General features: G+C 60.7%; 25 protein-coding genes, 2 tRNA genes and 1 pseudogene. 16 read left to right on the top strand and 12 right to left on the bottom strand.

Going from position 1 to position 22,350, the window contains the following annotated elements; translation table 11 throughout:
- The first annotated feature begins 89 nt into the window (after nucleotides 1–89).
- The 3 genes from AC0V7N_RS21395 (at nucleotide 90) to AC0V7N_RS21405 (ending at nucleotide 4,543) form a co-directional block, all read left to right on the top strand.
- Nucleotides 90–2,441, top strand: a complete 2,352-nt coding sequence (locus tag AC0V7N_RS21395; protein ID WP_475450388.1) for a xanthine dehydrogenase family protein molybdopterin-binding subunit — start codon at nucleotides 90–92, stop codon at nucleotides 2,439–2,441.
- A 12-nt stretch (nucleotides 2,442–2,453) separates the two neighbouring features.
- On the top strand, nucleotides 2,454–3,251 hold the full coding sequence (locus tag AC0V7N_RS21400) for an FAD binding domain-containing protein (protein WP_475450389.1): 798 nt from the start codon (nucleotides 2,454–2,456) through the stop codon (nucleotides 3,249–3,251).
- Between the two features lie 425 nt (nucleotides 3,252–3,676).
- On the top strand, nucleotides 3,677–4,543 hold the full coding sequence (locus tag AC0V7N_RS21405; RefSeq protein WP_496627226.1) for an acyltransferase family protein: 867 nt from the start codon (nucleotides 3,677–3,679) through the stop codon (nucleotides 4,541–4,543).
- Between the two features lies 1 nt (nucleotide 4,544).
- On the opposite strand, the gene AC0V7N_RS21410 is transcribed toward AC0V7N_RS21405, so the two are convergent.
- From AC0V7N_RS21410 to AC0V7N_RS21420, 3 genes are all read right to left on the bottom strand, one after another.
- Nucleotides 4,545–5,042: an SRPBCC family protein gene (locus AC0V7N_RS21410; RefSeq protein ID WP_475450391.1), complete on the bottom strand. Its 498-nt coding sequence runs from the start codon at nucleotides 5,040–5,042 to the stop codon at nucleotides 4,545–4,547.
- Between the two features lie 190 nt (nucleotides 5,043–5,232).
- Nucleotides 5,233–5,721, bottom strand: a complete 489-nt coding sequence (locus AC0V7N_RS21415) for a GNAT family N-acetyltransferase (protein WP_475450392.1) — start codon at nucleotides 5,719–5,721, stop codon at nucleotides 5,233–5,235.
- Nucleotides 5,718–6,470, bottom strand: coding sequence for a copper homeostasis protein CutC (locus AC0V7N_RS21420; RefSeq protein ID WP_475460432.1), 753 nt, complete (start codon nucleotides 6,468–6,470; stop codon nucleotides 5,718–5,720). Before AC0V7N_RS21420 ends, AC0V7N_RS21415 begins: the two co-directional genes overlap by 4 nt.
- Nucleotides 6,471–6,739: 269 nt before the next feature.
- Between AC0V7N_RS21420 and AC0V7N_RS21425 the strand changes: the two genes are divergently transcribed.
- Nucleotides 6,740–7,195, top strand: coding sequence for a carboxymuconolactone decarboxylase family protein (locus AC0V7N_RS21425; protein WP_496627227.1), 456 nt, complete (start codon nucleotides 6,740–6,742; stop codon nucleotides 7,193–7,195).
- Between the two features lie 9 nt (nucleotides 7,196–7,204).
- Entirely contained in the window at nucleotides 7,205–7,564 is a 360-nt protein-coding gene (locus tag AC0V7N_RS21430) for a hypothetical protein (RefSeq protein ID WP_475450394.1), read from the top strand.
- Nucleotides 7,565–7,596: 32 nt separating this feature from the next.
- Here the strand turns inward: AC0V7N_RS21430 and AC0V7N_RS21435 are convergent, their stop codons facing one another.
- The 3 genes from AC0V7N_RS21435 to AC0V7N_RS21445 form a co-directional block, all read right to left on the bottom strand.
- Nucleotides 7,597–8,028, bottom strand: coding sequence for a cupin domain-containing protein (locus tag AC0V7N_RS21435; RefSeq protein ID WP_475450395.1), 432 nt, complete (start codon nucleotides 8,026–8,028; stop codon nucleotides 7,597–7,599).
- A gap of 140 nt (nucleotides 8,029–8,168) precedes the next feature.
- The gene (locus AC0V7N_RS21440; protein ID WP_496627228.1) at nucleotides 8,169–8,588 is read right to left on the bottom strand and encodes a hypothetical protein; all 420 of its coding nucleotides are present in this window, start codon (nucleotides 8,586–8,588) and stop codon (nucleotides 8,169–8,171) included.
- 435 nt (nucleotides 8,589–9,023) lie between these two features.
- Nucleotides 9,024–9,653 carry a hypothetical protein gene (locus tag AC0V7N_RS21445; protein WP_475450396.1) on the bottom strand — a complete coding sequence of 210 codons (630 nt, stop codon included), beginning with the start codon at nucleotides 9,651–9,653 and terminating at the stop codon, nucleotides 9,024–9,026.
- Between the two features lie 442 nt (nucleotides 9,654–10,095).
- On the opposite strand from AC0V7N_RS21445, the gene AC0V7N_RS21450 reads away from it, so the two are divergent.
- Entirely contained in the window at nucleotides 10,096–10,305 is a 210-nt protein-coding gene (locus AC0V7N_RS21450; RefSeq protein WP_475450397.1) for a DUF768 domain-containing protein, read from the top strand.
- A gap of 102 nt (nucleotides 10,306–10,407) precedes the next feature.
- Nucleotides 10,408–10,629, top strand: a complete 222-nt coding sequence (locus AC0V7N_RS21455) for a hypothetical protein (protein WP_475450398.1) — start codon at nucleotides 10,408–10,410, stop codon at nucleotides 10,627–10,629.
- Nucleotides 10,630–10,957: 328 nt separating this feature from the next.
- Here the strand turns inward: AC0V7N_RS21455 and AC0V7N_RS21460 are convergent, their stop codons facing one another.
- From AC0V7N_RS21460 to AC0V7N_RS21475, 4 genes are all read right to left on the bottom strand, one after another.
- Complete coding sequence (locus AC0V7N_RS21460) at nucleotides 10,958–11,125, bottom strand: hypothetical protein (RefSeq protein ID WP_475450399.1); 168 nt, start codon at nucleotides 11,123–11,125, stop codon at nucleotides 10,958–10,960.
- Between the two features lie 945 nt (nucleotides 11,126–12,070).
- Complete coding sequence (locus AC0V7N_RS21465; RefSeq protein ID WP_475450400.1) at nucleotides 12,071–12,430, bottom strand: ArsR/SmtB family transcription factor; 360 nt, start codon at nucleotides 12,428–12,430, stop codon at nucleotides 12,071–12,073.
- A gap of 347 nt (nucleotides 12,431–12,777) precedes the next feature.
- Nucleotides 12,778–13,119, bottom strand: a complete 342-nt coding sequence (locus AC0V7N_RS21470; protein ID WP_475450401.1) for a hypothetical protein — start codon at nucleotides 13,117–13,119, stop codon at nucleotides 12,778–12,780.
- Between the two features lie 320 nt (nucleotides 13,120–13,439).
- Nucleotides 13,440–13,589, bottom strand: a complete 150-nt coding sequence (locus tag AC0V7N_RS21475; protein ID WP_475450402.1) for a hypothetical protein — start codon at nucleotides 13,587–13,589, stop codon at nucleotides 13,440–13,442.
- 173 nt (nucleotides 13,590–13,762) lie between these two features.
- On the opposite strand from AC0V7N_RS21475, the gene AC0V7N_RS21480 reads away from it, so the two are divergent.
- From AC0V7N_RS21480 to AC0V7N_RS21490, 3 genes are all read left to right on the top strand, one after another.
- The gene (locus tag AC0V7N_RS21480; RefSeq protein WP_475450403.1) at nucleotides 13,763–14,077 is read left to right on the top strand and encodes a hypothetical protein; all 315 of its coding nucleotides are present in this window, start codon (nucleotides 13,763–13,765) and stop codon (nucleotides 14,075–14,077) included.
- Nucleotides 14,070–15,074 (top strand): S24 family peptidase, encoded by a 1,005-nt coding sequence (locus AC0V7N_RS21485; protein ID WP_475450404.1) that lies wholly within the window; start codon nucleotides 14,070–14,072, stop codon nucleotides 15,072–15,074. The genes AC0V7N_RS21480 and AC0V7N_RS21485 overlap by 8 nt, the downstream gene beginning before the upstream one ends.
- 457 nt (nucleotides 15,075–15,531) lie before the next feature.
- Nucleotides 15,532–16,434: a hypothetical protein gene (locus AC0V7N_RS21490; protein ID WP_475450405.1), complete on the top strand. Its 903-nt coding sequence runs from the start codon at nucleotides 15,532–15,534 to the stop codon at nucleotides 16,432–16,434.
- Nucleotides 16,435–16,491: 57 nt separating this feature from the next.
- On the opposite strand, the gene AC0V7N_RS21495 is transcribed toward AC0V7N_RS21490, so the two are convergent.
- Nucleotides 16,492–17,112 (bottom strand): hypothetical protein, encoded by a 621-nt coding sequence (locus AC0V7N_RS21495; RefSeq protein WP_475450406.1) that lies wholly within the window; start codon nucleotides 17,110–17,112, stop codon nucleotides 16,492–16,494.
- A gap of 179 nt (nucleotides 17,113–17,291) precedes the next feature.
- Nucleotides 17,292–17,366: transfer RNA gene (locus AC0V7N_RS21500), tRNA-Asn, on the bottom strand.
- 234 nt (nucleotides 17,367–17,600) lie between these two features.
- Between AC0V7N_RS21500 and AC0V7N_RS21505 the strand changes: the two are divergent.
- The 6 genes and pseudogenes from AC0V7N_RS21505 (at nucleotide 17,601) to AC0V7N_RS21530 (ending at nucleotide 22,302) form a co-directional block, all read left to right on the top strand.
- A pseudogene (locus AC0V7N_RS21505) lies at nucleotides 17,601–17,887 on the top strand (hypothetical protein).
- 490 nt (nucleotides 17,888–18,377) lie between these two features.
- Nucleotides 18,378–18,451, top strand: a tRNA-Cys gene (locus AC0V7N_RS21510).
- A gap of 91 nt (nucleotides 18,452–18,542) precedes the next feature.
- Nucleotides 18,543–19,211 (top strand): methyltransferase domain-containing protein, encoded by a 669-nt coding sequence (locus tag AC0V7N_RS21515; protein ID WP_496627229.1) that lies wholly within the window; start codon nucleotides 18,543–18,545, stop codon nucleotides 19,209–19,211.
- Between the two features lie 182 nt (nucleotides 19,212–19,393).
- Complete coding sequence (locus AC0V7N_RS21520) at nucleotides 19,394–20,770, top strand: TolC family outer membrane protein (RefSeq protein ID WP_496627230.1); 1,377 nt, start codon at nucleotides 19,394–19,396, stop codon at nucleotides 20,768–20,770.
- A 203-nt stretch (nucleotides 20,771–20,973) separates the two neighbouring features.
- Nucleotides 20,974–21,843, top strand: a complete 870-nt coding sequence (locus tag AC0V7N_RS21525) for a PopZ family protein (protein WP_475450408.1) — start codon at nucleotides 20,974–20,976, stop codon at nucleotides 21,841–21,843.
- Nucleotides 21,844–22,020: 177 nt separating this feature from the next.
- Nucleotides 22,021–22,302 carry a hypothetical protein gene (locus AC0V7N_RS21530; RefSeq protein WP_496627231.1) on the top strand — a complete coding sequence of 94 codons (282 nt, stop codon included), beginning with the start codon at nucleotides 22,021–22,023 and terminating at the stop codon, nucleotides 22,300–22,302.
- The last annotated feature ends 48 nt before the right edge of the window (nucleotides 22,303–22,350 follow it).

Raw genomic sequence — 22,350 nt, forward strand, 5'->3', positions numbered from 1 at the left:
AGTAGGGCAGTAGGGAACCGGAACCAATTTTTCCCCACTGCCGTGCTCCCCTACTCACCTACCCCCCTACAATCTCGGGAGGAATTTCTATGGGCATTGAAGGTGTTGGCGCTCGGGTCGCGCGCAAGGAAGACAAAAGGTTCATCACCGGCGCCGGCCGCTATGTCGACGACATGGTGGTTCCCGGCATGAAGCATGCGGCCTTCGTGCGCAGCCCGCACGCGCATGCGCAGATCAAGAAGATCGACGTCAAGAAGGCGCAAGCCATGCCTGGTGTCATCGGCGTGCTGACCGGCAAGGAGCTCAAGGCCGACGGCATCGGCAACCTCATCTGCGGCTGGATGATCCAATCCAAGGATGGTTCGCCGATGAAAATGGGCGCCTGGTCGCCACTGGCCTTCGACAAGGTCCGTTATGTCGGTGACGCCGTCGTCATCGTCGTCGCCGAGACCAAGGGCCAGGCGCGCGATGCGGCCGAGGCGGTCGAGATCACCTACAAGGAATTGAAGGCCGTCGTCGACGCTTCCAAAGCAATGGACAAGGGCGCGCCGCAGGTTCATCCGGAGGCCGAAAACAACCTGATCTTCGACTGGGACATCGGCAATGCCGACGACACCGCCGCCGCGTTCAAGAAGGCAGCCCATGTCATCAAGATGGACATCATCAACAACCGGCTGGTTCCCAATGCCATGGAGCCGCGCGCGGCACTCGGCCACTACGACAAGGCCGAGGACCACTACACCTGCTGGACGACGTCGCAGAACCCGCATGTCGCGCGGCTGGTGATGAGTGCCTTCTACAATGTCGCACCGGAAAACAAGCTGCGCGTCATCGCGCCGGATGTCGGCGGCGGCTTCGGCTCGAAGATCTATATCTATCCGGAAGAAATCGTCTGCCTGTGGGCCTCGAAGAAGACGGGCGTTCCGGTGAAATGGGTGGCTGACCGCACCGAAAGCTTCCTCACCGACGCGCATGGCCGCGACCACCACACCCATGCCGAAATGGCTTTCGATGCCGACCACAGGATTCTTGGCCTCAAGGTCGAAACAAAAGCCAATCTCGGCGCCTACATGTCGCTGTTCTCGTCGGCGACCCCGACCTATCTTTACGCGACGCTGCTGTCGGGCCAGTACAATATCCCGGCGATCCACGCCAATGTGAAGGCGATCTACACCAACACCGCACCTGTCGATGCCTATCGCGGGGCAGGGCGGCCGGAAGCAACTTTCGTCATGGAACGCATGATGGAAACCGCCGCGCGCCAGTTCGGCGTGTCGCCGGCTGACCTGCGGCGCAAGAACTTCATCACCGCGTTTCCGCACCAGACGCCGGTCATCATGTGCTATGACGCCGGCGACTACGCGGCCTCGCTCGACGCGGCGATGAAAGCTTCGGACTATGCCGGCTTTGCCAAGCGCAAGGCTGCCGCCGCCAAGAAGGGGCTGCTGCGCGGCATCGGCATGAGCTGCTACATCGAGGCCTGCGGCATCGCGCCGTCGGCGGCGGTAGGCAGCCTTGGCGCCGGTGTCGGCCTGTGGGAATCGGCCGAAGTGCGGGTCAATGCCGTCGGCACGATCGAGGTGCTGACCGGCTCGCACAGCCATGGCCAGGGCCACGAGACGACGTTCGCGCAACTGGTCAATGAGCGCTTCGGAGTACCCATCGATTCTGTTTCGATCGTCCATGGCGACACCGACAAGGTGCAGATGGGCATGGGCACTTACGGTTCGCGCTCAGGCGCGGTCGGCATGTCGGCGATCGTCAAGGCGCTCGACAAGGTCGAGGCCAAGGCCAAGAAGATCGCGGCCCACCTGCTCGAAGCCGACGAGGGCGACATCGTCATCGAGAACGGCGCGCTGAAGGTTGCCGGTACCGACAAGAACGTGCCGTGGTTCCAGGTGGCGCTTGCCGCCTATACCGCCCACAATCTGCCGGCAGGGATGGAGCCCGGGCTGAAGGAAACCGCCTTCTACGATCCGTCCAACTTCACCTTCCCGGCGGGCTGCTACATCTGCGAGGTCGAGATCGATCCGGAGACCGGGACGACCGAGATCGTCCAGTTCGTGGCGGCCGATGATTTCGGCAACATCATCAATCCGATGATCGTCGAAGGCCAGGTGCATGGCGGCATCGCGCAAGGGATCGGCCAGGCGCTGCTGGAAGGCGCCCATTATGACGCCGGCGGACAGCTGCTGACGGCGAGCTACATGGATTACACCATGCCGCGCGCCGGCGACCTGCCATCATTCAAGGTCTCGACCTCAAACACGCCATGCCCGGGCAATCCGTTGGGGATCAAGGGCTGTGGCGAGGCCGGCGCCATCGGTTCGCCGCCGGCAGTGATCAACGCCATCACCGATGCCATCGGCAGCAACGATCTCGCCATGCCAGCATCGCCGTCCACCGTGTGGGCAGCGATCCGCGCCGCGACGAAGCACTGAGGAGGAACAGCCATGTACTCGGTCAACTATCACCGTGCCGCCTCGGTCGCTGACGCCGCCAAGCTCGTGAAGAGCGGCGACGCCAAGCTGCTCTCCGGCGGCATGACCTTGATCCCCGCCATGAAGACGCGGCTGGCAGCGCCCTCCGACCTTGTTGATCTGTCACGCATCAAGGATCTGCAGGGGATAAAAGTGTCGGGCAAGACGGTCACCATCGGCGCCGCCACCACGCATTTCGACGTCGCCAATGACGAGAAGCTGCAAAAGGCCTGTCCGGCGCTTGCCCATCTGGCGTCGCTGATCGGCGACCCGGCGGTGCGCCACAAGGGCACGATCGGCGGCTCGATCGCCAACAACGATCCGGCGGCGGACTATCCGGCGGCACTTCTGGCGCTGGGCGCCACCATCGTCACCAACAAGCGCGAGATATCGGCCGACAAGTTCTTCAAGGGGCTGTTCGAAACCTCATTGAAAGATGGCGAGATCGTCACCGCGATGTCCTTCACCGCGCCGGCAAAGGCTGCCTACGAAAAATTCCGCAACCCGGCCTCGCGCTACGCGATCGTCGGGGTGTTCGTGGCCAAGGGCAAGGACGGCGTCATCGTCGCCGTCACCGGCGCCGGCGATGACGGTGTCTTCCGCTCGAAGGAGATCGAGGCCGCACTGGCGAAGAATTTCGATGCTGCATCGCTTGCCGGCGTGAAAGTGCCGGCGAAGAACCTGATGAGCGACATCCACGCTTCCGCCGACTACCGCGCCAATCTGATCACGGTCATGGCCAAGCGTGCGGTAGCAGCAGCCAATGCCTGACGCACGTTGGCAGTTGTGGACAAGAAAGGGGCCGTCGCGGCCCCTTTTCGTCTGTGGCGTCCTGTAGCGGCCAGTTCCTGATGGGATCAGCGTAGCGCACCATCCCTTTGCCTGAAGCAATTCCGGCCAGTCACTCGGAAACTGGATCGGCGGCAATCTCGCACTTGCACAAACTGATATTGCACTGCAATATGAACTTGGGCGGGAATGCGAGCCGGGTTCGGAAAGCGTATCGCCGTGCCCTTTCGCATGCCAATGCAAGGGATCGGCATGTCCGAAATTTCCGCGACCCATTTGGTTCCGTCCCGATCCGCCGTCGACAGATCGGCCCGGACGAGGCTCGCCTATCTCGATGGCTGGCGCGGCCTGTCGATCGCCCTGGTGCTTATCGGACACTTTTTCCGGTTCCCGGAATCAATCTTGGCGTGCTGGGCGTCGAATTCTTCTTCGTGCTCAGCGGCCGGCTGATGGGCGAAATCCTGTTCATCGAACGCTACCCGCTGAAGAAGTTCTTCAAGCGCCGTTTCTCGCGCATCTACCCGGCGCTTCTGGTCTTCGTCATCATTGCCATGATCGCGCTCTCCGGCACGTTCATCGCCTTCAAATGGAAGGCGGCGCTGACGGCGCTGACTTTCACCTACAATTATGCCGGTATCCTCGTCACCCGTGCCGGGGCGCTGGACCATATCTGGTCGCTTTGCGTCGAAGAGCACGCCTACATCATCCTGGCGCTGATCAGTGCGCTCGTCTCCAGCCGCAACCGCGTCATCCCGCTGCTGCTGGCGCTGGCCCTGCTCGCCATGGCCGATGGCGCGATTTCGTACTGGGTGTTCAAGCTGGATTACGAGGCCACTTACTGGCGCACCGACGTGCACATTGCCTCGATCCTGCTGTCGGCTTCGATCTGCCTGCTCAAGGCCGAAGGCCGGCTGCCGGCCATGCTGAAGGGACCCTATGTCGCCCTGGCGGCGGCAATTGGCGCGGTTCTGCTGTTCATGGACCCGGTGCCGACGCCGATCCATTATCTCCTGGCGGTGCCGCTGCTGGCGCTGGCCGTCAATGCGCTCGATTTCAGCACGCCGATTTTTTCCAATTTGCTGTCGTCCTGGCCAATGGCGACGTTGGGCTTGTGGTCTTACTCGCTCTATCTGTGGCAGCAGCCGTTCTACAAATTCGTCTACGAGCAAGGCAGCAACCCATGGCCAATGCTGGCCGGGGTCTTTGCCTGCGCGCTCTGCAGCTACTACCTCATCGAGCGGCCAGCGCGTGAATGGTTGAACCGCAACTGGTGATTCAGGCCTCATCGCGCCGAGACACTGTTGTTCCGAGCCTGAGATAGCGCCGCAGGCCGGCTTCGCCGCGCGGCGTCGTCCAGCGATGGTTCCAGGCGAAGGCCGGCCGCAGCAGCGGCGCGAGGAATTTGAGGATCGGCCTCTCGACCGTGACCTGCCAGGTCAACTGGACATGGGTGCCGGTGCCCAACGGCGACAGTTCGGCCCGCCACAGCCCGTCGAAATCGCCATGGGTTTTCACCACGACCAGCCGGCCGGGCTCGAGTTCGGCGGCCTCGATGATGAAGTTCAGCTCATAGGGCAGGGCGCCGCGTGCCCGTGCCCTTGCCCGCGAGCCGACGGACGCCTTGCCCTTGCCGTCGAGCGGAACCACTTCCTTGTAGACCTCGCCCCACCACAGCGGCAGCAGTTCGGCGTCGGAGAGCACGTCCCACACTTGCCGCGGCGTGCCTTCGGGAATGTGCCAGCTTTCGTCGAAGCGGAAGACGTTGCTTGGCATGGCGGTTCCTCCGGTTGGCGGAACGCCTATATTAGATGTGGCTTCTTTATGTGGCCAGCGCCAGAGCAGCTCACCGTTTCGTGGAAACGGCCAACTGCTCTATCTCTTTGTTTTTACGCAATCCCAAGGGAAAGTGCACGCGCTTTCCCGGGAAAACCGCTTCACACTTTTCCTGGAATTGCTCTGCGGATCAGGCGACGATCTGCTTGACGTAGTAACGCACGGCTTTCTTGCCGCCATGGATCACCGCGTCGCCGACTTCGGCGAAGCCCAGCGCGGCATGGAACGCATCCGAGGCGGGGTTGGGCGGATCGGCATTGACCTCGCAGGTGACCAGCGTGTGGCCGGCGCGCTCCGCATGGTCGAACAGGTCCTGATAAAGCCGGCGCGCATGGCCGCGGCCCCTTGCGTGCGCCGCCACGACGACGCGGTCGACATAGATGAAGCGTTCGTAGCGTTCGCAAAACCAGAGGAAATTCGGGCTGTCGTAGTTCGCCTCCTGGTCGAAGGTCATGATGAAGGCTTCGAGATCGCCGATGCGCCGCGCATAGAATGCCTCGCCAAGCAGGAACGACAGCCGCTCGGCTTCGAGCCATGACAGTTCGGCGGCATGCTCATTGTTGAGCGCCAGTATGTCGGCTTCGTCGCCTTGCGCTATGTGGTCTATCTCAGAGGTCATGCCTTGGCCGCCGTGATCGTCGCCGCCACCAGCGGTGTGTCGGTCAGTGTGTTGCGGTATTCGCGGTCGAGGTCGGAGCCGCCCATGCCGACCTTGGGATTGCGGTAGCGCATGGCGCTCGGCACGTCTTTCAGTGCTGCAAAATGCATTTCGGCCAGCCCGGTCTTTCTGCGCACCTCGGCGATGTTGGCGAGATCGAGCCCGCCGCAGCCGAGGATGATGATGCGGTCGCCGGCCTGCCGCACCAGATCGGCCAGCAACGGCAGGCCTTCGATGGCGGTGTCGCGCTGGCCGCTGGTCAGCACGCGGCCGACCTTGCAGCGGATCAGCGCTTCCAGCGCCTCGGCCGGATCGCGCGTCATGTCGAAGGCGCGGTGACAGGTGACGTTCAGAGGGCCAGCGGCCTCCGTCAGTTCGCCCATGCGCTTCTCGTCGATGGTGCCGTCGGCGTTCAGGCAGCCGAACACCACGCCGGGTGCGCCGAGATCGCGAAGTGCTGCGACATCGGCGAGCATCGAGCGGTACTCGGTCTCGCTGTAGAGAAAATCGCCGCCGCGCGGCCGCACCATGACGTGGAACGGCACGGTTGCCTGATCGAGGGCTGCGCGCACCGTGCCGAGGCTCGGCGTGATGCCGCCTTCGACGAGACTGGCGCACAGTTCGACCCGGTCGGCGCCGGCAGCTTGCGCGGCGAGCAGGCCATCAATGCCTTCGACACAAATTTCGATCAGCGGCGGGCGGTTTTCCATAGTCAAGGGGCGATCCAGTCCATGATGTTGCGCAAAGCCCTAGCACCGGGGCGACTGGCGCGAAAGCGTGAACGATGCCCTGCCATTTGGACCAGGCGACATTTCCCGGCTTGACAGTCTTATAACTGCATGGTTATGAGATAACCCATAGCCGGCGGGTTATTGATTGACCGTTGGCGACGCGGCGGCGGCCGAAAAATCCATCAGCTGAAAACCTGGATGCGCTCCATTCGGGCTCGGCAAAACACGCCCTCGAAAGGAGAAAGACCATGCAAGCGAGAATCGAGAATCCGGTGATGCTGATCCCAGGCGCCCTGCAGGCGCTGCTGGCGCTGGACAAGTCGACGGAGGCGGCCAATGTGCCTTATGTTACGCGCAAGCTCATTCATCTGCGCGCCAGCCAGATCAACAACTGTGCCCTTTGCGTCGACATGCACGCGCGCGAACTGAAGAAGGCCGGCGAGAAGGACGAGCGCATCTTTGCGTTGGCGGCCTGGCGCGAGACGCCATACTTCACCGATGCCGAACGGGCGGCCTTGGCGCTGGCCGAGGCCGGCACGAGGCTCGCCGACCGCCCGGACGCCGTGCCGGACGATATCTGGGACGAAGCCGCCCGGCACTATGACGAAAAGGCGCTCGCCGCGCTGGTCATTCAGATCGCCCTGATCAACGCCTTCAACCGGCTGAACGCGACGACACGACAGATGGTCGTCACCTGGGGGTAACGGGACGGCGTGGCTGCGCGCGGAGGTGCTGCGCCGCGCGGCGCTATGCCAGGCAGCGGAAATGATGGCGATGGCGACTGTCTTAGTTTGTTCATCGCCCTGACCTACAAAGTGGCGTCAACGATGGAGTGCGCCATGCTAATCGATACTTCGGATCTCGACCAGCTCCAGGGTGCCTACAAGGCTGCGGTGGAAGAATGGATAGCTGCGATCAGGCAGGAAGAGCAACTCGCGTCTGTCAATCATTCAATAGCCGAGATTGACAGATGGGAAGCGGCACACTTCAAGGAAGATGAGGTGCGCAGCAAGGTTCTGGAATTGAAGAAAGAATACGAAGACGCGTTGCGGAAGGAACAATTCGGCTTCTGAAACGTCAAGCGCAAGCTATATCAGCCGATAATCTACTGGCGCAATTCCGTATTCTTGGCGCCTTCCTCGACCTGATCGATTACCAGCAGTTTGACCGGGCCGTCACCAATATTGGTGGCCTGATGCCACTGCCCGATCATTTCGATGATGAAATCGCCTGTTTTGTAGGTGTTGCTGTTGCCGGTCTCGACATTGGTGACCTTCAGCGTTCCGGCCTCGACATAGGCGTAGCGCGGGAAGGGGTGCCGGTGCACCGGCAAGGTCGCGCCGACCGCGATGTCGAAGGTCGACACCAGCACCTGCACGTTCTTCTGCGGCAGCGTGATCGGCTGGCCGGACGCGGTGGTCGTGCGGGACGCGAGCGGTGTGACGACGACAGGCGTGCTGCTGCTGTCGAGAGCCAGAGCGCAGTTTGCATAGAGAGCAGCCGCGGCCAGCAGCGCTGATACCAGGATTTTGCGCATGATTCCTCCCTAAACGGACGCATCTATCGCGCGACGGCAGTGCGCGCGCAAGCACTGCAAGAGGTGCTGGCAGATACTTTCAGTGTCTCTGCTGGAGGCTTGCGGACGTTCTGTGCGAGGTTCCGCCGCGAATCCGCCGATCAGTTCGGAACTTGGGCCGAGGGCTCATCGCATCGATAGACCATGCATTGACCGCCACTGGTCGGAACATAGGCAACCATCGGCACGGAAGGAGCGTCGCACTCATTGCCGAATTGGCGGACGTAGCGATCATAGGTGTTCGGCCCGGTGCTCAGCACTGCTGCATGCTGGCTCTGGATCAATGCTTGGGTCTGCGCGCAGGTCATCTTGCGCGTGTCCGGCCGAGCGCCTGCGAAACTTGTAGCGGCAACCGTCATCGCTGCGGTGCAGAGCACAATCCTGCATATGGGCATGGCGGCATCCTCGCGAAACATCGGATCAGCAAATTCGCATTTTGGGATGCGGTGTCGCAATGGCCGCGCTGTCACAATGCAGCGAGCCAAACCGCCAGGAAACAGCGGCCGGCAGGCCCTGCCCATTTCACGAAATTCTCACTTGAGGATGAAGTAGAGCGGGACGAGAAGCCCGAATGCCGCGACAGTGGCGAGAAATAGGTCTGTAGTCATGAGCCCCCGCTCGGAATTTCATGACCATTCTCACATTCAATTTAGCTAAAATGCAAGGCATCGGGCTGATACCCTGCGCGAAAGGATGAAGGCGAAGCCCAGGCGCTGGAGCAGGCAATGCTTCAGGACGGCGCAAAGGCCAAGATCGAGGAGATCACGCCGAGGCCTAAGAAGCGCTAGCGGGGTTCAGACTGGACCACGACATTGTGACGATAGGTGCGGCCTACCAGCATCTTCATGCATCCGATCAGGAAGACTATGCCGCCGCCGCCACCAGCTACTATTGGGCTGATCTACTCGCCTGACACCACGCCAATTGCGCGGCCGAACAACGCTTCCTGCGGGCCATTAGTCCGGCGCCCCCTCCATCGGCAGGATGGCGACGGTGGTGCGCATCGTTCGCCTTCGGAAGGCGCGACGCCATTTGTCGGTGAAGGCGTTGGCTGCGGCCCAGAAGGTCGCATCGGCGTTTCCGCCGCTCAGGTGTTGCAGGTGAAAGTCGATGACGTAGGCCGAATGGCCCATGATTTCAGCGTTCAGGCAGAGATCCGCGCCGTAGAGGTGAAAGCCGTCGAGGTCGCTGGAAAAGCCGATTCGTGGACCTTTGCGCACCACGATGAAGTTCTCATCCAAAGACATGACCCGAACCGGGAACGGCCCCCCCATCGCCGTGTCGCCGGTGTTCGGATCGGTGATCCGGATCGCGAGGGTGCCCGCATCGGTCCCGCCTGCGTTGCCGGCCAGCGCCCATTTCGGGTCCAGCGCTGTCAGTTCGGCCAGTCGGGCGTCGAGCTCAGCCCGGCCATCCTGCATGAGGCGGATGTCCTCATGGCAGAGGATGACGTATCGGCCTTGTGCCTGGTTGAGGACTTCGTTCAGCCCGTGGAAGGCGTCCCATTGATCGTCGCGCCGGTTGTCAACGACCAGGAACTCGCAGTCGTCCACGCCGAAGCCGTTGGCGACGAAGGTCTCAACCATTGCCTCGTATTGCTCGGTGTAGCGGGACAGCGTACCGATGGTGTAGGCTTTGCCCTCCGCTCGCAGGGATATATTGCTAAGTCGAACGTCTATCGTTTTCGTCATGCCCCTCCGCCTCCACGATGGCAAGTTTCCCGATTTCCATTCAGTCGAAATAGTGCGAGGGCTTTCCATCCTTCGAAATAGACCCAGTTGCCGTCGACGTAAAACTCGCGGTCCATCGGAAACCACCTACCTCTGGAATCCTTCGCTCTGTCGGAAGCCCAGCGGGTACCCCTAGGGCTGGATAGCTAACACGCGGGTGTAACTTCGCCTAATAGCACCTTCAGCCGTTTCCAACGATGCCACCTGTCCCGGGCCGTGCATTGCTGCGCAGCCTCACCCCGGCGCCGCCGCTCCTCGTCGACTGCCATAGCCGCCGCTCGATCGCCGATTCGACAACGTGCCGGAAACAGCCGGCGCCGACGTCATCTCGGTAGACAATCTCACCAACCGGCTCATCGCCGACGCCAAGGCGGCCGGCATAAAGCGGGACGAGATCGACGAAGAAGTCGACAGCCTCTACCGCACGATCCTCGACGCGATTGTGCACTACGACCCTGGCCCCTCAAGACCCTCGCCGACACCCTGGCCGCTGGCGTGGCCTATTTGAAAACAGCGGAACATTGAAGCGCGGGCTTCCTCCTTATTGATGATGCTGTGTTTGGGCTGGCAGTTGTATGCTCGCAAGGTTCGGGTGCCGTGGGAGGGTGCCATGCGAGAATTGCCATTCGACATCGATGCAGATGCCGTGATTGAAGTCGGCCGATATCTGGATGATCACGCGAAGACCACCGCAGTTTCGATATCTGAAGCGCCCCGTGTAATCAGGCGTCGCGTCAACAATTCGCGCGTCGGCGACAGCGGTTTGGAGGAACTAATCTTAGAAAGCGCGGCAACCAGAAAGCTTGCTCTCTTGTTGGATAACCACAATTAAGGGCGCGGGGCCGTCCGGCCAAACCAACGGTTTTTGACTCCGGTCAAAGCCGGCGCACTTTCTACCCGAAGGAACCACACATAAGGCGCACCTAATGTTCAGTGACAAAGAAACCCGATTTCTAGAGGCTGGGCTGTTCATCGCATTGCCACTTTCCATCCTGATTGCGGTGGTGATGGTAAGCATTACGTTTGGCTGGTTTGGATGAGCACGCGCGGCACAGGCGGGCACCACGACGCGCGGGACGCTTTGGCGGTGTAGGAGAGCGGCCGGCAAGAACGCGCGCCTTTGAGCGCAGTGTGTAGGGCTTTGACAACCGTAGCTAGCTTCACCGCACGTTTCGCAACGCCCGAACCGCTTCGACTAATGTCTCTCGATCATTGCCAAGTGTCCTGATCAGGTCCCTCAACTGGTCGAGCGGGATGCCGTTTTCAAGGGCAAAGAACGCATCCTCATGAACCTCGACGACTTCCCGCTTCGGCTGCTTTTTGGTCATGACCCCACCCCTGGTTGCGACAAATTTAGCGCAAAAGCGATATTTCGTCGACTACGGATTGGACGAAGGCGGCCCGGCAGCCCGTTGGGGTATGACTTACCGGCCGCCGGGCCTAACCGGCGTGGGCACGCCGGCTGGCGCGACCGTAATGTTAGCAACTCTGCAACAACACCCTGCGCGGACGTTTTCCCCCGGTAATGTCCCATTTCGGGACGGCAGGTGCTGGCACTGCTTTTGCGTCGGATAGCGTGCCGGTTGATCCCGGTGCTGATCGCGTACTCTGATCAGGTAGTAGGCTCGCCGGGCTTGAGGTGGTTGGGGTCTTCGCCCGGCGGGTTTATCGCTTAGAATTTTGTTTTGCGGCCCTATAGTCAGATTCCCAAGGCAATGCGTCAAAGTCCGGCTTGAGCCCGCCAGCGCGGTAGGCGTCCTGCGCAATGTAATTGCATTTGGCCTTCTCCAGGATGCAGGCAAAGGGCGGATTTCCTGGGCAACGGAAAAGGCCTACTGCGTCCACCTTAGAAATTCCCCGTGAATATCTCAGAATGGATCCCATGGCTGCCTACGCATGTCGCCCTTCGTTGTGATGAAGCCCTTGGGACAGTGGAACCGCAGCCCGGCAGTTGGGTGCGGGCTTCACCGACGATGGCTTATATGCGCCATTGCTAATGCTTCCGACATGCGAATGAAGGAGCGCCAGCTTACAAATCCGTAAGTCGCCGATCGAGCCAATGGGCAGCAGCGGGAGCGCAACCGCGATTGGAAGCCGACTTTCGACTGCACCAAACCGGCTTGACGGAACATTAGCAATCTCTAACTAATTGTGCTTGTGGCAGACGATGCTCACCCCATCGTTGCTGAAGATCGGGATCTTCACCGGCTCCCGATCGGCCCGCGCCTCCCGCAAGTGGCGCGGGCCTCCAATCGTACTGGAGACGCAATGCCTCATGCAGCCGTCGATTGACGCGCCGTCTCGCCGGCGTGATCCTCAATTCGCGAAGAGGGCAAGCTGCCGGCCGCTGCAAGACTATCCAGCAGACGGAGGATTTCTCGGGCGGCCTCGGATTTGCACGAGTAGAAGATGTTCTGCCGGAGGCGTCGAGGAGTTACCAGTTTCAGGCGCATCAGCTTGTAAAGGTGCTGCGACAAAGCGGATTGGCTTAACCCAACTCGTTTGGCGAGATCGCCAACTGACAATTCACCCCCAGCCAAATGGATCAAGATCAACAGCCGCTTTTCTGAGCCCATCAAAGATAACAGCTCAGCGACAGGCTCCCTCGTTGCGGCCAGTTTTTCGGAAATCATCCCTTATTCTCCGTACGGGTCTGCTGCGGTAAACGCTCAGTTAGGTTCAAAGCTTCCCAGATTTGTTAGGTTCAAAGCTTCCCAGATTTTTTCGCCCGGTGCTAAGAAGATGGCCGGCGCTCAGTTGGGCGGGGGGCGTTGGGGTAACGGCACCGGCCAAGGCGGAAACGGGTCCGCCGCAAGGACACGCTAATATACGGTTGCCGCCAGCGCCTATGGTGTGATCGCGGAAGCGCGCGCTCAAAGATTCCTGCGCTGAGTGATTTCGACAGATGGCGATTATGTAGGGTTCTCTTCCTCAACCTCACCCCTGCGCCGCCGCCTTTGACCCTATATCTCTTTGATCATCACGCCTTCGGTTTCAGCCACCAGGTCTCAAAAATCATCGTATCGGACCGATCTTCAAAGAAGAAGGTGTAGTATGAGTCGGGTTCATCCACTGGGGTTTGGTCATCTCGGCGCGATGGCGGAGGAGGCACTTTTCTGTAGCCCCAGCGTCCCTTAACGCCACCGTCGGAAATTCGTTTCAGTGTCTCAAGCAATGGGAGACGGTCCATCCCATGCTGCCCGCTATGTGGCCAGTTCTGCTCATCTGCGGAGGTCATCTTTGTCACCAGACCGTTGAGTGGTCCGGAAAGTTCGTCAATCTTGCGCAGGTCTATGCCGCCGTGATTTCTGGGCTTGTCCATTTGTTGCTTTCTTCAATCCTGGGCAGATCATTGCCTCTCTTCGCATGCGGCGCAAGACAGAAGGGCAAGAGCCGCAGAGCGCAAGAAGCTTCGTCCCCGCAAGGGCGCACTTGACGAGATCAGCGAACGGGTGACGATGCCGGTTTCACATAAGCCCCGACATGTGGACTAGATGGGCAACTCGCACGCCAAGGCCAATAATGGTTCGGCCATCATTGGCGGCGAAATCCCAACAGCAAAATGCTGCCCAGCCAAAAAGCAGGATTGGGAAGCGCATTAGCGCATTCTAAAATAGACAAATTGAATAAGCGTTAAGGGCTTCATTTCCTAAGCCTCACGCCGGCGCCACCGCCGTTCTCGGGTATGAACTCGACGCCGGCCGATTCGAGGGCGCGCTTGACCTTGTCTCGCGTATCAGCATGCATCCCGCCGCGCTCGTTCTCGTAGCGCGTCAAGGTGGCAGTCGTCACGCTCGCCATTTCCGCCAAATCGCGGACACCGATCTTTAGCGCGGCTCGAGCCATTCGCATCTGTGAAGGCGTCAAGTTATCACCCTGTGCTGACTAGTTATTACTCTGTGTTGACATTAACACCAGATACAAAGTATCTATCACACTGTAACAACTTTTCAAAGGGAACCACCATGCCGAACACCCATGTTCTGGCAGCCGGCGAAGCTATGCTCGCTGCCAAGATAGCCATTATCGGACGATTTTCCGGCCACATCCTGCTTGTCCAGCGGAGGCCATCATGGACCTATGCTGCCATCCGCCTGCTGCTTGCCGCAGCCGGGCTCCGCACGCGCCTTGGGCGCGCAACCTTGGCCTTCGTCCTCATGAGGCTGTCAAACCGGCTCTACATCGTCGGCTATCGCACGCTCGAAAACCTTGAGGACGATATCGGCCGCCCGATCCTCGATCGCACGCTGAGCAAGATGGAGGATCGCCGCAATGGATGACCTCAATCTCACCAAGAAAGGCGAGGCCTATGCCGCGGCGTCGCTGGCTGCTGATCCAGAAACCCTGCTCGTCCCGCTCACCAACCGTCGGGCGATCGCGGACTCGATCGAGCGGCTGATTGACATGCTGGATACCATGCAGCCGGATCCAGACATCGAGCCGTGGCTCGGCGCACCAGAATTGCCTCATAGCGGGTCGCAGGAGCGTAACTGGCGCGTCCCCGACGCCGAAGACCGGGAAGACGACGTCGACGATCTGGAGCCATCTCTTGGCGTCATCGGCCAATGGGGAAACGGTCGCATGGAATACGACCTTGAAGGCGGCGACCATGGCGAGACGTGGCCGGAAAGCGAACCCTCGCTGGGATGGACCGAGGAGATAGACCAACAGCGCCGGCTAGAAACCGATCCAAAGGCCTGGGTGGTCGAGGATGGTGAACCCTATCTCGGCTGGTGCGAGAATGCCGGTCGAGGCATCCGTGAGGGCGATCCCGCGAACGACGGCGAGGAAGATGCCGGCGAGATGCGCGAATGCGAAAACGAGCATGGCAGCGACGATGCGGAGCAAGGCGGCTGGAGCGACAATGGCTGGAGCGACAACAGACCGCGCAACCCGAGCGTCCCTGCCGACCTCTATCCCGACCGCTTCTGCATGATCGCTGACGGCGCTTGCTGCGAGCCGGTCATCATGCACGGCCCGCATGTGCTCGTCGACAAGACGAGGCAGTATCAGCCCGGCGACTTCGTGGTGATCTATCTCGACCCTGCCATCGTCTCAAAGGGAAGTCACGTTCTGCGGGTCAAGCGGTTCGTCCAGGAGTTCCCCGAGGCGCTGGTGGTGGAAATGCTCAACCCGCCGCGGGTCATCTTCGTTGCCAAGGCTGAGACGAAAGCCGTCTGGTTTGCCGAACCGGCGCCGGCCGACTTCGTGCCTGGGCCGAGGATGAACGATGGCGATTTGCTCGCCCGCCGCGCTCTGGAGATGCGCGCTCACTAAAATTCCCGACGTAGGGAAATTTGGCCCGCTGCTTCGGTGGCGGGCTTTCCTTATCTTGTGGCAGAAAAGTCACGCAGCTTGAATATGCAGAGCTTCAACCTGCGCGAGCTTATTATCCAGGTAAGCGGGGCGTACCGTCGTCGAGGGCAAAGGGGCTGCCCGACATCCTCCCGAACTAGCGCCCGCTGCGGAAAACGTGGTGGGCGTTTTTTCTTATCCCGCCAGGACAATTCCCAATTCGGCAAACTTCGCCGTTTAGGAAATTTGTTCGGAATCGGCAGAGTTGCCAAAAGCGAACAAGGCTGGAATTTCGGCAGAGTTGCCAAAAATCCAGAAGTCAGCCCGCTGCCTCACGGTGGCGGGCTTCTTGCTTTCAGCGGTGGAGCGCAGCGGGATTAGCGGGCACAATTGCGCTCGGCCCCTTGCGGCAAACCCCTAGCGGACTGTCACATTCAGGATGGTCAGCGATCCAATCAAACACCGCGAAGCGCAGCGGCGACACCAAATTCAAACCCAAAAATGGAGGATTGAAAACCCGGACAAAGTAGCCGAGTACCGGCGGAAGGACGCAGCCAAAGCCAAGCAAGAAAGAGCCGAACATAGGTCGCAACATGATGTTCAAACAAAAAAGTGGAAGCTTGAACATCCCGATAAGGTGGCTGTTACTCGCCAAAATTACAGGGCGAAGACCAAGGAAGCTCTATCCGCCTATAACAAATCATATTATCTAAAGAACCGCGCTCAAGTCTTGGGCCAACAGGCCGGATACAGGCGTAGAGTAATTTCTATCAACACCGTTCGGCACAGCCCGGAAACGGTTTACCTGGTGGTCAGCCGGGCCGTCAGTTCGGCGCTCCCGCGCTTCATGCGTGATGACGTAATCAACTCGATGCTCTTGGCAGTCCTCGAAGGCAAGCTGCTGCTGGAGCACGTCGGCGCGCGCATGAAGGACTACATCACCGGCTACAACCGGGAATACGACACCTTCAAAACCCTCTCCCTCGATGCTCTTATGGGCGGCAGTGACCTACGCAGGATCGACCTGCTGGAGGCGCCAGAGCCCTATGACCCGGAAGAGGACGAAGAGGAAGATTCCGATATCGTGATGCTCAAGGGCGGCCGGTTTCGGAGCCTTAACCGTTTCGTTGATCAAGGCGACATGACTGCCGCGCAATTGGCCGGGTGCAGCTACGATCTGCTTGCGATACTGCATCTTGTTAAAGCGGTGACTGACGGTGCCGAGGGTGGCAGTCTGTCGCCGGACGCTACAGCATCCATCAGCCGGCTGATGGCGCTGGCGGTTGAGATGCACGCGCCGTTGCATGACGCCCTGGAAACACATGAGGGTCTTGAGCACTGAACGTCGCGGAAAACATTTCCGCCACGCAGGCCCGCTGCCTCACGGTGGCGGGCGTTTCTAATGGTTTCTTGGAATCGCCCACATCGCCGCTCCACTCTGAGCGAACGTCATCTCTGGCGGCTCATTCCGAGCTCGAATCTGATTCCAGAGGCACATCGTCAACGAGCGATCAACCTCAGCCGCACGATCCTTCATGTCATTGCCGTCAGATGCGGCGTGAGCAATGTCCATAAGGAACGATCGTATATCGCCATAATCCAACATAGTCGGATAACTCAGATCGAGCCAAAAATAGAGCCCGTCTAGGTGCTCCAACATGGCGCTGCTAGCCATTGCCTCAATTGCCAACTTTCCTAACTTCACCCGGTTGAAATAGACGCTGAAATTGCGGCCGTACGCAGGCGAGTCCTGATGCAGGAGGCGCAGCTCCGAACGAGGTATCTCCTCGATTCGAAAGCCTCCCCATTTTAGCTTTTTGTTGAACCTTGTGCCGAAGTCGGCTGTCTTCGCAAATGCCTCTCGATCAGCATCCGTCATGAACGACGCAATCGCGCCAGTCTCTATGCTGACTGGCTGCTGGTGGTTTGGCTCGATCGGAATACCCGTTTCGATCTCCTCCTGAATCTCATCGGGAGACGTCGGCTGTTCGTGATCCCGCTTCTTGCCTCGGCCGAACATGCCATTCCCTCCCAGCCTCGTGTCGCGCCTATGTCGCACGGACCTGCCGATAGTCGCAATGCGGCCTGGGCAGCTTGGGATTCGTGGATTTTCTGAAATGTAGCCCGTGACGTAGCCCTAGTGGAACTTTCCCGCAAATGAGGGAATGTAGTGATTGCGGCTAAGTCATTGAAAATGATTGGCTCCCCGGGCCGGATTCGAACCAGCGACCAACCGGTTAACAGCCGGTTGCTCTACCACTGAGCTACCGGGGAACGGAGGCTCTTTGAGCAAGTGGCGCAGCCTATAGCAAACACCTTTCGGCTTTGCAAAGAAGCATTTCGCTTTTTTCCGAGACTTTTTCGCTCAGGCGTTTCTCGCAATCGGCGGCGTCCGCCCTCATATTAGCCGTCTTGGCGATGGGCGCGGAACCGAAAGGGCGGTCGCGGCTTTCGTAAAATGATATTTTCGAGCGACCAGACAAGCGACCACACAGGCAGCCCCTCGCGATGACGGCAGCAGACGAAAACCGGATACCGGCACGAAGATCTCGATTTTCGGGCGCGAGTTCGCCATGCCGCAGTCGCGTGGGCTCAGAATCGCGATCGGCATTCTTTTGACAATCGGCGGCATTCTCGGCTTTCTGCCGATTCTCGGCTTCTGGATGGTGCCGATCGGACTGCTGGTGCTCTCGTATGAATTCGCCATGGTGCGCCGCCACCGGCGCCGCTTCGTCGTCTGGTGGGAGCGGCGGCGACGGCCGGATGGAACGACGGGCACCAAGCCGCGCCTTTGACCACGCCATCCTTCCGCGGCCTTATGCCGTTGTTCGGGTTCCGGATTTTCGCGAATCGGCTTTTCGGTTCGCACTTCTCCCGAGATCCTCGCGGATTTCCTTGAGAACGGCGGCAGCCGAAGCAAGGCGCGCACGGTCGCGCGGCGATAGCCTGGCCGTGCCGTCTATTGCCAGGCAATCGATGGCATGGCGCAGCAACGCCTCGCATCCCGCTCGCGACAGGCCGTCCCAGGCGCTCGTTCCGTCGTTCGGGCTTGCCGGCCGCATGGCGCAGTCCTCCTCGTTTCTCAACGGTGGCCGGGGCGTGGAGTTTCTCGCGATCGCTGCTATGTTTAACGCTCTGCTAATATGCGTCGTGACCGCAGTGGTCGCGACGCTCGATGCGGAGGGTCAGATTCTTGCAGAGGAAACCGCGCGGAATGCGTGGTGGCCGCTTGACGCCATTTTCGCCGCAACCTATTGGAACCGGGTGGAACGCCGGGAGCAACGAGGCCTCGTGGCGGAGTGGTTACGCAGAGGACTGCAAATCCTTGCACCCCGGTTCGATTCCGGGCGAGGCCTCCAATACCCGGGCTCCCGCGCGCTCAGCGCCGGAGCCTGACGTTCGCATCGAAATGAACCGCGGTTCTGACGCGGCAAGCGGATTGGTTGGAACATGAGCGCTGATTTTGCCGAGCTTCGCGTCAAGATGGTCGATGGTCAGGTTCGCACCACCGACGTGACCAGCGCTCCGCTGCTGGATGCCATGCTTTCCGTGCCGCGCGAGCTTTTCGTCGGCGAGCGCCAGCGCGATCTTGCCTATATCGACGAGGACATCCGCATTGCCGACGGCGCCGATGGCGCGCGCTATCTCATGGAAGCATCGCCGCTGGCCAAGCTGATGCAGCTGGCCGAGATTAACCCGACCGATTCGGCGCTCGATGTCGGCTGCGGCACCGGCTACGCCTCGGCCATCCTATCGCGGCTGGCGAGGTCGGTCGTGGCGCTCGAATGCGATTCGGCGCTGGCGCAAACCGCGGCATCGACCCTTTCCGGCCTTGGCTGCGGCAATGTGACCGTGGTCCAGGGCGCGCTGGCGCAGGGGCATGCGGCCGAGGCGCCTTATGACGTCATCTTCGTCGCCGGCAGTGTCGAGAAAGTGCCGGCACCGCTGCTCGACCAGCTCGCCGAAGGCGGCCGACTCGTCGCGGTCGAAGGGCAGGGCAATTCCGGCGTGGCGCGACTTTTTTTTAAGGCCGGGGGGGTTGTAACCGGGAGACGGGCATTTAATGCGGCAATTAAGCCACTACCCGGCTTCGAACGTGAGCATGCCTTTGAATTCTGAATGATTTGGCCTTGCAGCAGAGGCTTTGTCATGGTCGCTTGGACTTGAACAATCGTTGCTGATCTCAGACTGGGGGCACTTTGGGACCGAGCGACAGGGAACATAAAGACACGCCACTCCGGCTCCTTTAACGAGAAGCTGGCGCGGCGCGGTTCCCATGGAAAACGAATGAGGGATATACCGTGCCGTCTGTATCCAAGACCCTTTTTGCCGCCATCCTTGTTTCCGCGACCGCGCTGTCGCCCCTTACCGCTTCGGCGGAAACCATCACCGGCGCGCTCGCCAAGGCCTATCAGTACAATTCCACGCTGAATTCGTCCCGCGCCGGTGTGCGCGTCACCGACGAAGGCGTGGCCATTGCCAAGTCGGGCTGGCGCCCAACCATCAACGGAACTGCCGACGCGAATTATGTGAACACGCGCGCCAGCGGCGCCAACAGCAAAACGGGGTCGGCCAGCGTCGGTATCGTCATCAACCAGACCCTGTTCGACGGTTTTCAGACCAGGAACAATGTGGCGGCCGCGGAAGCCCAGGTGAAGGCGTCGGTGGAGAGCCTGCGTAACACCGAGGAGAACACGCTGTTCAATGCGGCCAGTGCCTATATGGACGTGATCCGCGACCGGCAGATCGCCGTGCTGACCGAACAGAACCTGCAGTTCCTGACCGAGCAGGCGCGCGCCGCGCGCTCGCGTTTCGAGGTTGGCGAGGGCACGCGCACCGACGTTGCGCAGGCCGATGCGTCGCGCGCCTCGGCCGTGGCTTCTCTCAGCGCCGCCCGCGCGCAGGCATTGGCCAGCGCCGCGCTCTATCACCAGATCGTCGGCGACGAGCCGGGCAAGCTCAAGCCGGCTGCGCCATTGGCGAAGCTGTTGCCGTCGAGCCTCGCTTCGGCGATTGCCATTGGTTCGGCCGAACATCCGGCCATTCTCTCCACCCAGCATCTGGTCGATGCGGCCGCGTTTTCGGTGAAGTCGGCGGAAGGCGCGCTGTTGCCGCAGCTTACCGCCTCGGCCGGCATTTCGGATGACTATCTCAATCGCAATCCGAACATCGGAACGAACGGCAATTCGACCTCGGCCAATATCGGTGCGACATTGACCATTCCGATCTATTCGGCCGGCCGGACCTCGGCGGTTGTGCGGCAGAACAAGGAATCGCTTGGCGAGGCCCGTATCCAGGTCGATGTCAGCCGTGACCAGGTGCGCCAGGCCGTTGCCACCGCATGGTCGCAATACACCGCCGCGCAGCAGAGCGTGTCGGCCAACAAGCAGGTGATCGACGCCGCGCAACTGGCGCTGAACGGCGTCATCGAAGAGCGCAATGTCGGCCAGCGCACCACGCTCGACGTGCTCAACGCGCAGGCCACCGTCATCACCGCCAAGATCAACCAGGCCAATTCCGAACACGATGTGGTCGTGGCGAGCTATGCCATCCTGTCGGCGGTGGGCCGCCTGTCGGTCGATCGGCTTGGCTTGGGGGTGACCAAGTACAAGCCCGAAGAGCACTACAACGCCGTCAAGGACAAGTGGATCGGCCTGCGCACGCCGGACGGCCGCTAGGCGCCGACGGCGACTTGTGGAGCGGGACCTTACCTGAAAGCTGGTCCTGCTTCGATTTCGCGCTCTAATCTGTTGAAATCCCACATGTCCCCAGATTGGGGATTCTCGTGCGGCGATCCGTCGGTTACGCTGTCGCCATGATTCGAATCCGGCTCGTGCCGGGGCGGAAGACCACAGAGGTCACAAGGGCGGCGGATGTGACGATGGCAACGGCAAGCAGCGCGCAGCGCGAACCTTCCATGGAAGAGATACTGGCTTCCATCAGGAGGATCATCGAGGACAGCGACAACGGCCGCAAGCAGCCGGGCGAGGCCGATGAGCTGCGCCAGGACCTGGAGCCATCGTCGAGCGAGGCTCCGGCCGCTGATGTCGATGCGTTTCGCGCCGAGCTGCATGCTGCCCCCGAAGTCAGGAAGCCGGTTGCGCTCGCGGAAGTCCAGGCGCCGTCGCCCGAGCCGGTGATAGCGCGCATGGAATCGCAGACACGTGCCGATCCCGCGCCCGCCAAGCCGTCGATGACGCTTGCGGAGGTCAGCGCCAGGATCGCCGCCGAACCGGCGCCTGCCGTCAGGGCCGACGCGGCGATGGTCCCGCAGGCTGGGGCTTCGCCAGCCAGCGCGACAAGCGATGCCATCGTTGCCGATTGGCGGCGCGAGATCGCGGCGGTCGGAGAGCAGGCAAAAGCGATACCGGACAGGAGCGTCCGCAGGCCGGTCGCCCAACCCGATGCGCCCCAACCGGAGGTGCCAACGAGCGAACCGGTGGTGGAGGCTGCGTTCGAGCGGCCTTCTTCAAGCGACGCTCCGGCAGGCGCTGCTCAGGCGCGCGCGGCGGCAAGCGAAGCGCCCGCGGTCCGCGCCGCAATCCTTTCCGAACATACGGGCCGGCAGGTGGCAGCGGCCTTCGGCGAGCTGTCCGATGCTTTTGCCAGCCGAAGCAAGAAGACATTCGACGAGATGGCCGAGGAGATGCTGCGGCCGATGCTGCAGGACTGGCTGGACAACAATCTGCCGACGCTGGTCGAAAGGCTGGTGCGCGAGGAAATCGAGCGCGTGGCGCGCGGCGCGCAATAGGACGCACAGCCCATCCCTCTGACAAAGCGCCGCCTCCTTGGCGGCGTTTCTGTTGGTAGGGTCGGCTCGCGATAATCATGGCAAACAAGATGCCCTTCTAAAGCCATGGACGATTGCTCCCTTTGGCCGATGAACCGACAGTTGACGTATAGCTACCGATTGCGGGCGATGGTTCCGATGCTGACCGATGAAGAGTATCGGGATGTCGTCGGCGACCCCGCAGCGCTATATTTTCAGGTCAAGAGGTTCATTTCCCAGCACGGACAATGGACAGAAATGAAGCATCCGGCAGCCGATCGCTATCGCGAGCGGACCGGAGTAACACTTCATCATACTTTCTGGCTCCTGCATGTTCGCCGTTCCGACTACGGCCCCGACTGCCCGTCCTGCGGAAAGCCCTACCGGACACCACGAGCGAAGTTTTGCGCCGAGTACGGACACGGCATTCCGTTGAAATAGGCAGGGTCATGCCTATTTGCTTCTCATGAACCGAGACGGCCCTTGCGG

Source organism: Mesorhizobium kamtschaticum (assembly GCF_056174585.1).

Coding starts and splice junctions, on each gene's coding strand:
- AC0V7N_RS21515 (WP_496627229.1), top strand. CDS start 18,543: ATGAGCGCTGATTTTGCCGAGCTTCGCGTCAAGATGGTCGATGGTCAG.
- AC0V7N_RS21420 (WP_475460432.1), bottom strand. CDS start 6,470: ATGGAAAACCGCCCGCCGCTGATCGAAATTTGTGTCGAAGGCATTGAT.
- AC0V7N_RS21415 (WP_475450392.1), bottom strand. CDS start 5,721: ATGACCTCTGAGATAGACCACATAGCGCAAGGCGACGAAGCCGACATA.
- AC0V7N_RS21400 (WP_475450389.1), top strand. CDS start 2,454: ATGTACTCGGTCAACTATCACCGTGCCGCCTCGGTCGCTGACGCCGCC.
- AC0V7N_RS21495 (WP_475450406.1), bottom strand. CDS start 17,112: ATGTTCGGCCGAGGCAAGAAGCGGGATCACGAACAGCCGACGTCTCCC.
- AC0V7N_RS21470 (WP_475450401.1), bottom strand. CDS start 13,119: ATGGACAAGCCCAGAAATCACGGCGGCATAGACCTGCGCAAGATTGAC.
- AC0V7N_RS21480 (WP_475450403.1), top strand. CDS start 13,763: ATGCCGAACACCCATGTTCTGGCAGCCGGCGAAGCTATGCTCGCTGCC.
- AC0V7N_RS21530 (WP_496627231.1), top strand. CDS start 22,021: ATGCTGACCGATGAAGAGTATCGGGATGTCGTCGGCGACCCCGCAGCG.
- AC0V7N_RS21425 (WP_496627227.1), top strand. CDS start 6,740: ATGCAAGCGAGAATCGAGAATCCGGTGATGCTGATCCCAGGCGCCCTG.
- AC0V7N_RS21395 (WP_475450388.1), top strand. CDS start 90: ATGGGCATTGAAGGTGTTGGCGCTCGGGTCGCGCGCAAGGAAGACAAA.
- AC0V7N_RS21455 (WP_475450398.1), top strand. CDS start 10,408: ATGCGAGAATTGCCATTCGACATCGATGCAGATGCCGTGATTGAAGTC.
- AC0V7N_RS21465 (WP_475450400.1), bottom strand. CDS start 12,430: ATGATTTCCGAAAAACTGGCCGCAACGAGGGAGCCTGTCGCTGAGCTG.
- AC0V7N_RS21440 (WP_496627228.1), bottom strand. CDS start 8,588: ATGGGCAGGGCCTGCCGGCCGCTGTTTCCTGGCGGTTTGGCTCGCTGC.
- AC0V7N_RS21485 (WP_475450404.1), top strand. CDS start 14,070: ATGGATGACCTCAATCTCACCAAGAAAGGCGAGGCCTATGCCGCGGCG.
- AC0V7N_RS21525 (WP_475450408.1), top strand. CDS start 20,974: ATGGCAACGGCAAGCAGCGCGCAGCGCGAACCTTCCATGGAAGAGATA.
- AC0V7N_RS21445 (WP_475450396.1), bottom strand. CDS start 9,653: ATGGTTGAGACCTTCGTCGCCAACGGCTTCGGCGTGGACGACTGCGAG.
- AC0V7N_RS21410 (WP_475450391.1), bottom strand. CDS start 5,042: ATGCCAAGCAACGTCTTCCGCTTCGACGAAAGCTGGCACATTCCCGAA.
- AC0V7N_RS21460 (WP_475450399.1), bottom strand. CDS start 11,125: ATGACCAAAAAGCAGCCGAAGCGGGAAGTCGTCGAGGTTCATGAGGAT.
- AC0V7N_RS21435 (WP_475450395.1), bottom strand. CDS start 8,028: ATGCGCAAAATCCTGGTATCAGCGCTGCTGGCCGCGGCTGCTCTCTAT.
- AC0V7N_RS21490 (WP_475450405.1), top strand. CDS start 15,532: ATGGTCAGCGATCCAATCAAACACCGCGAAGCGCAGCGGCGACACCAA.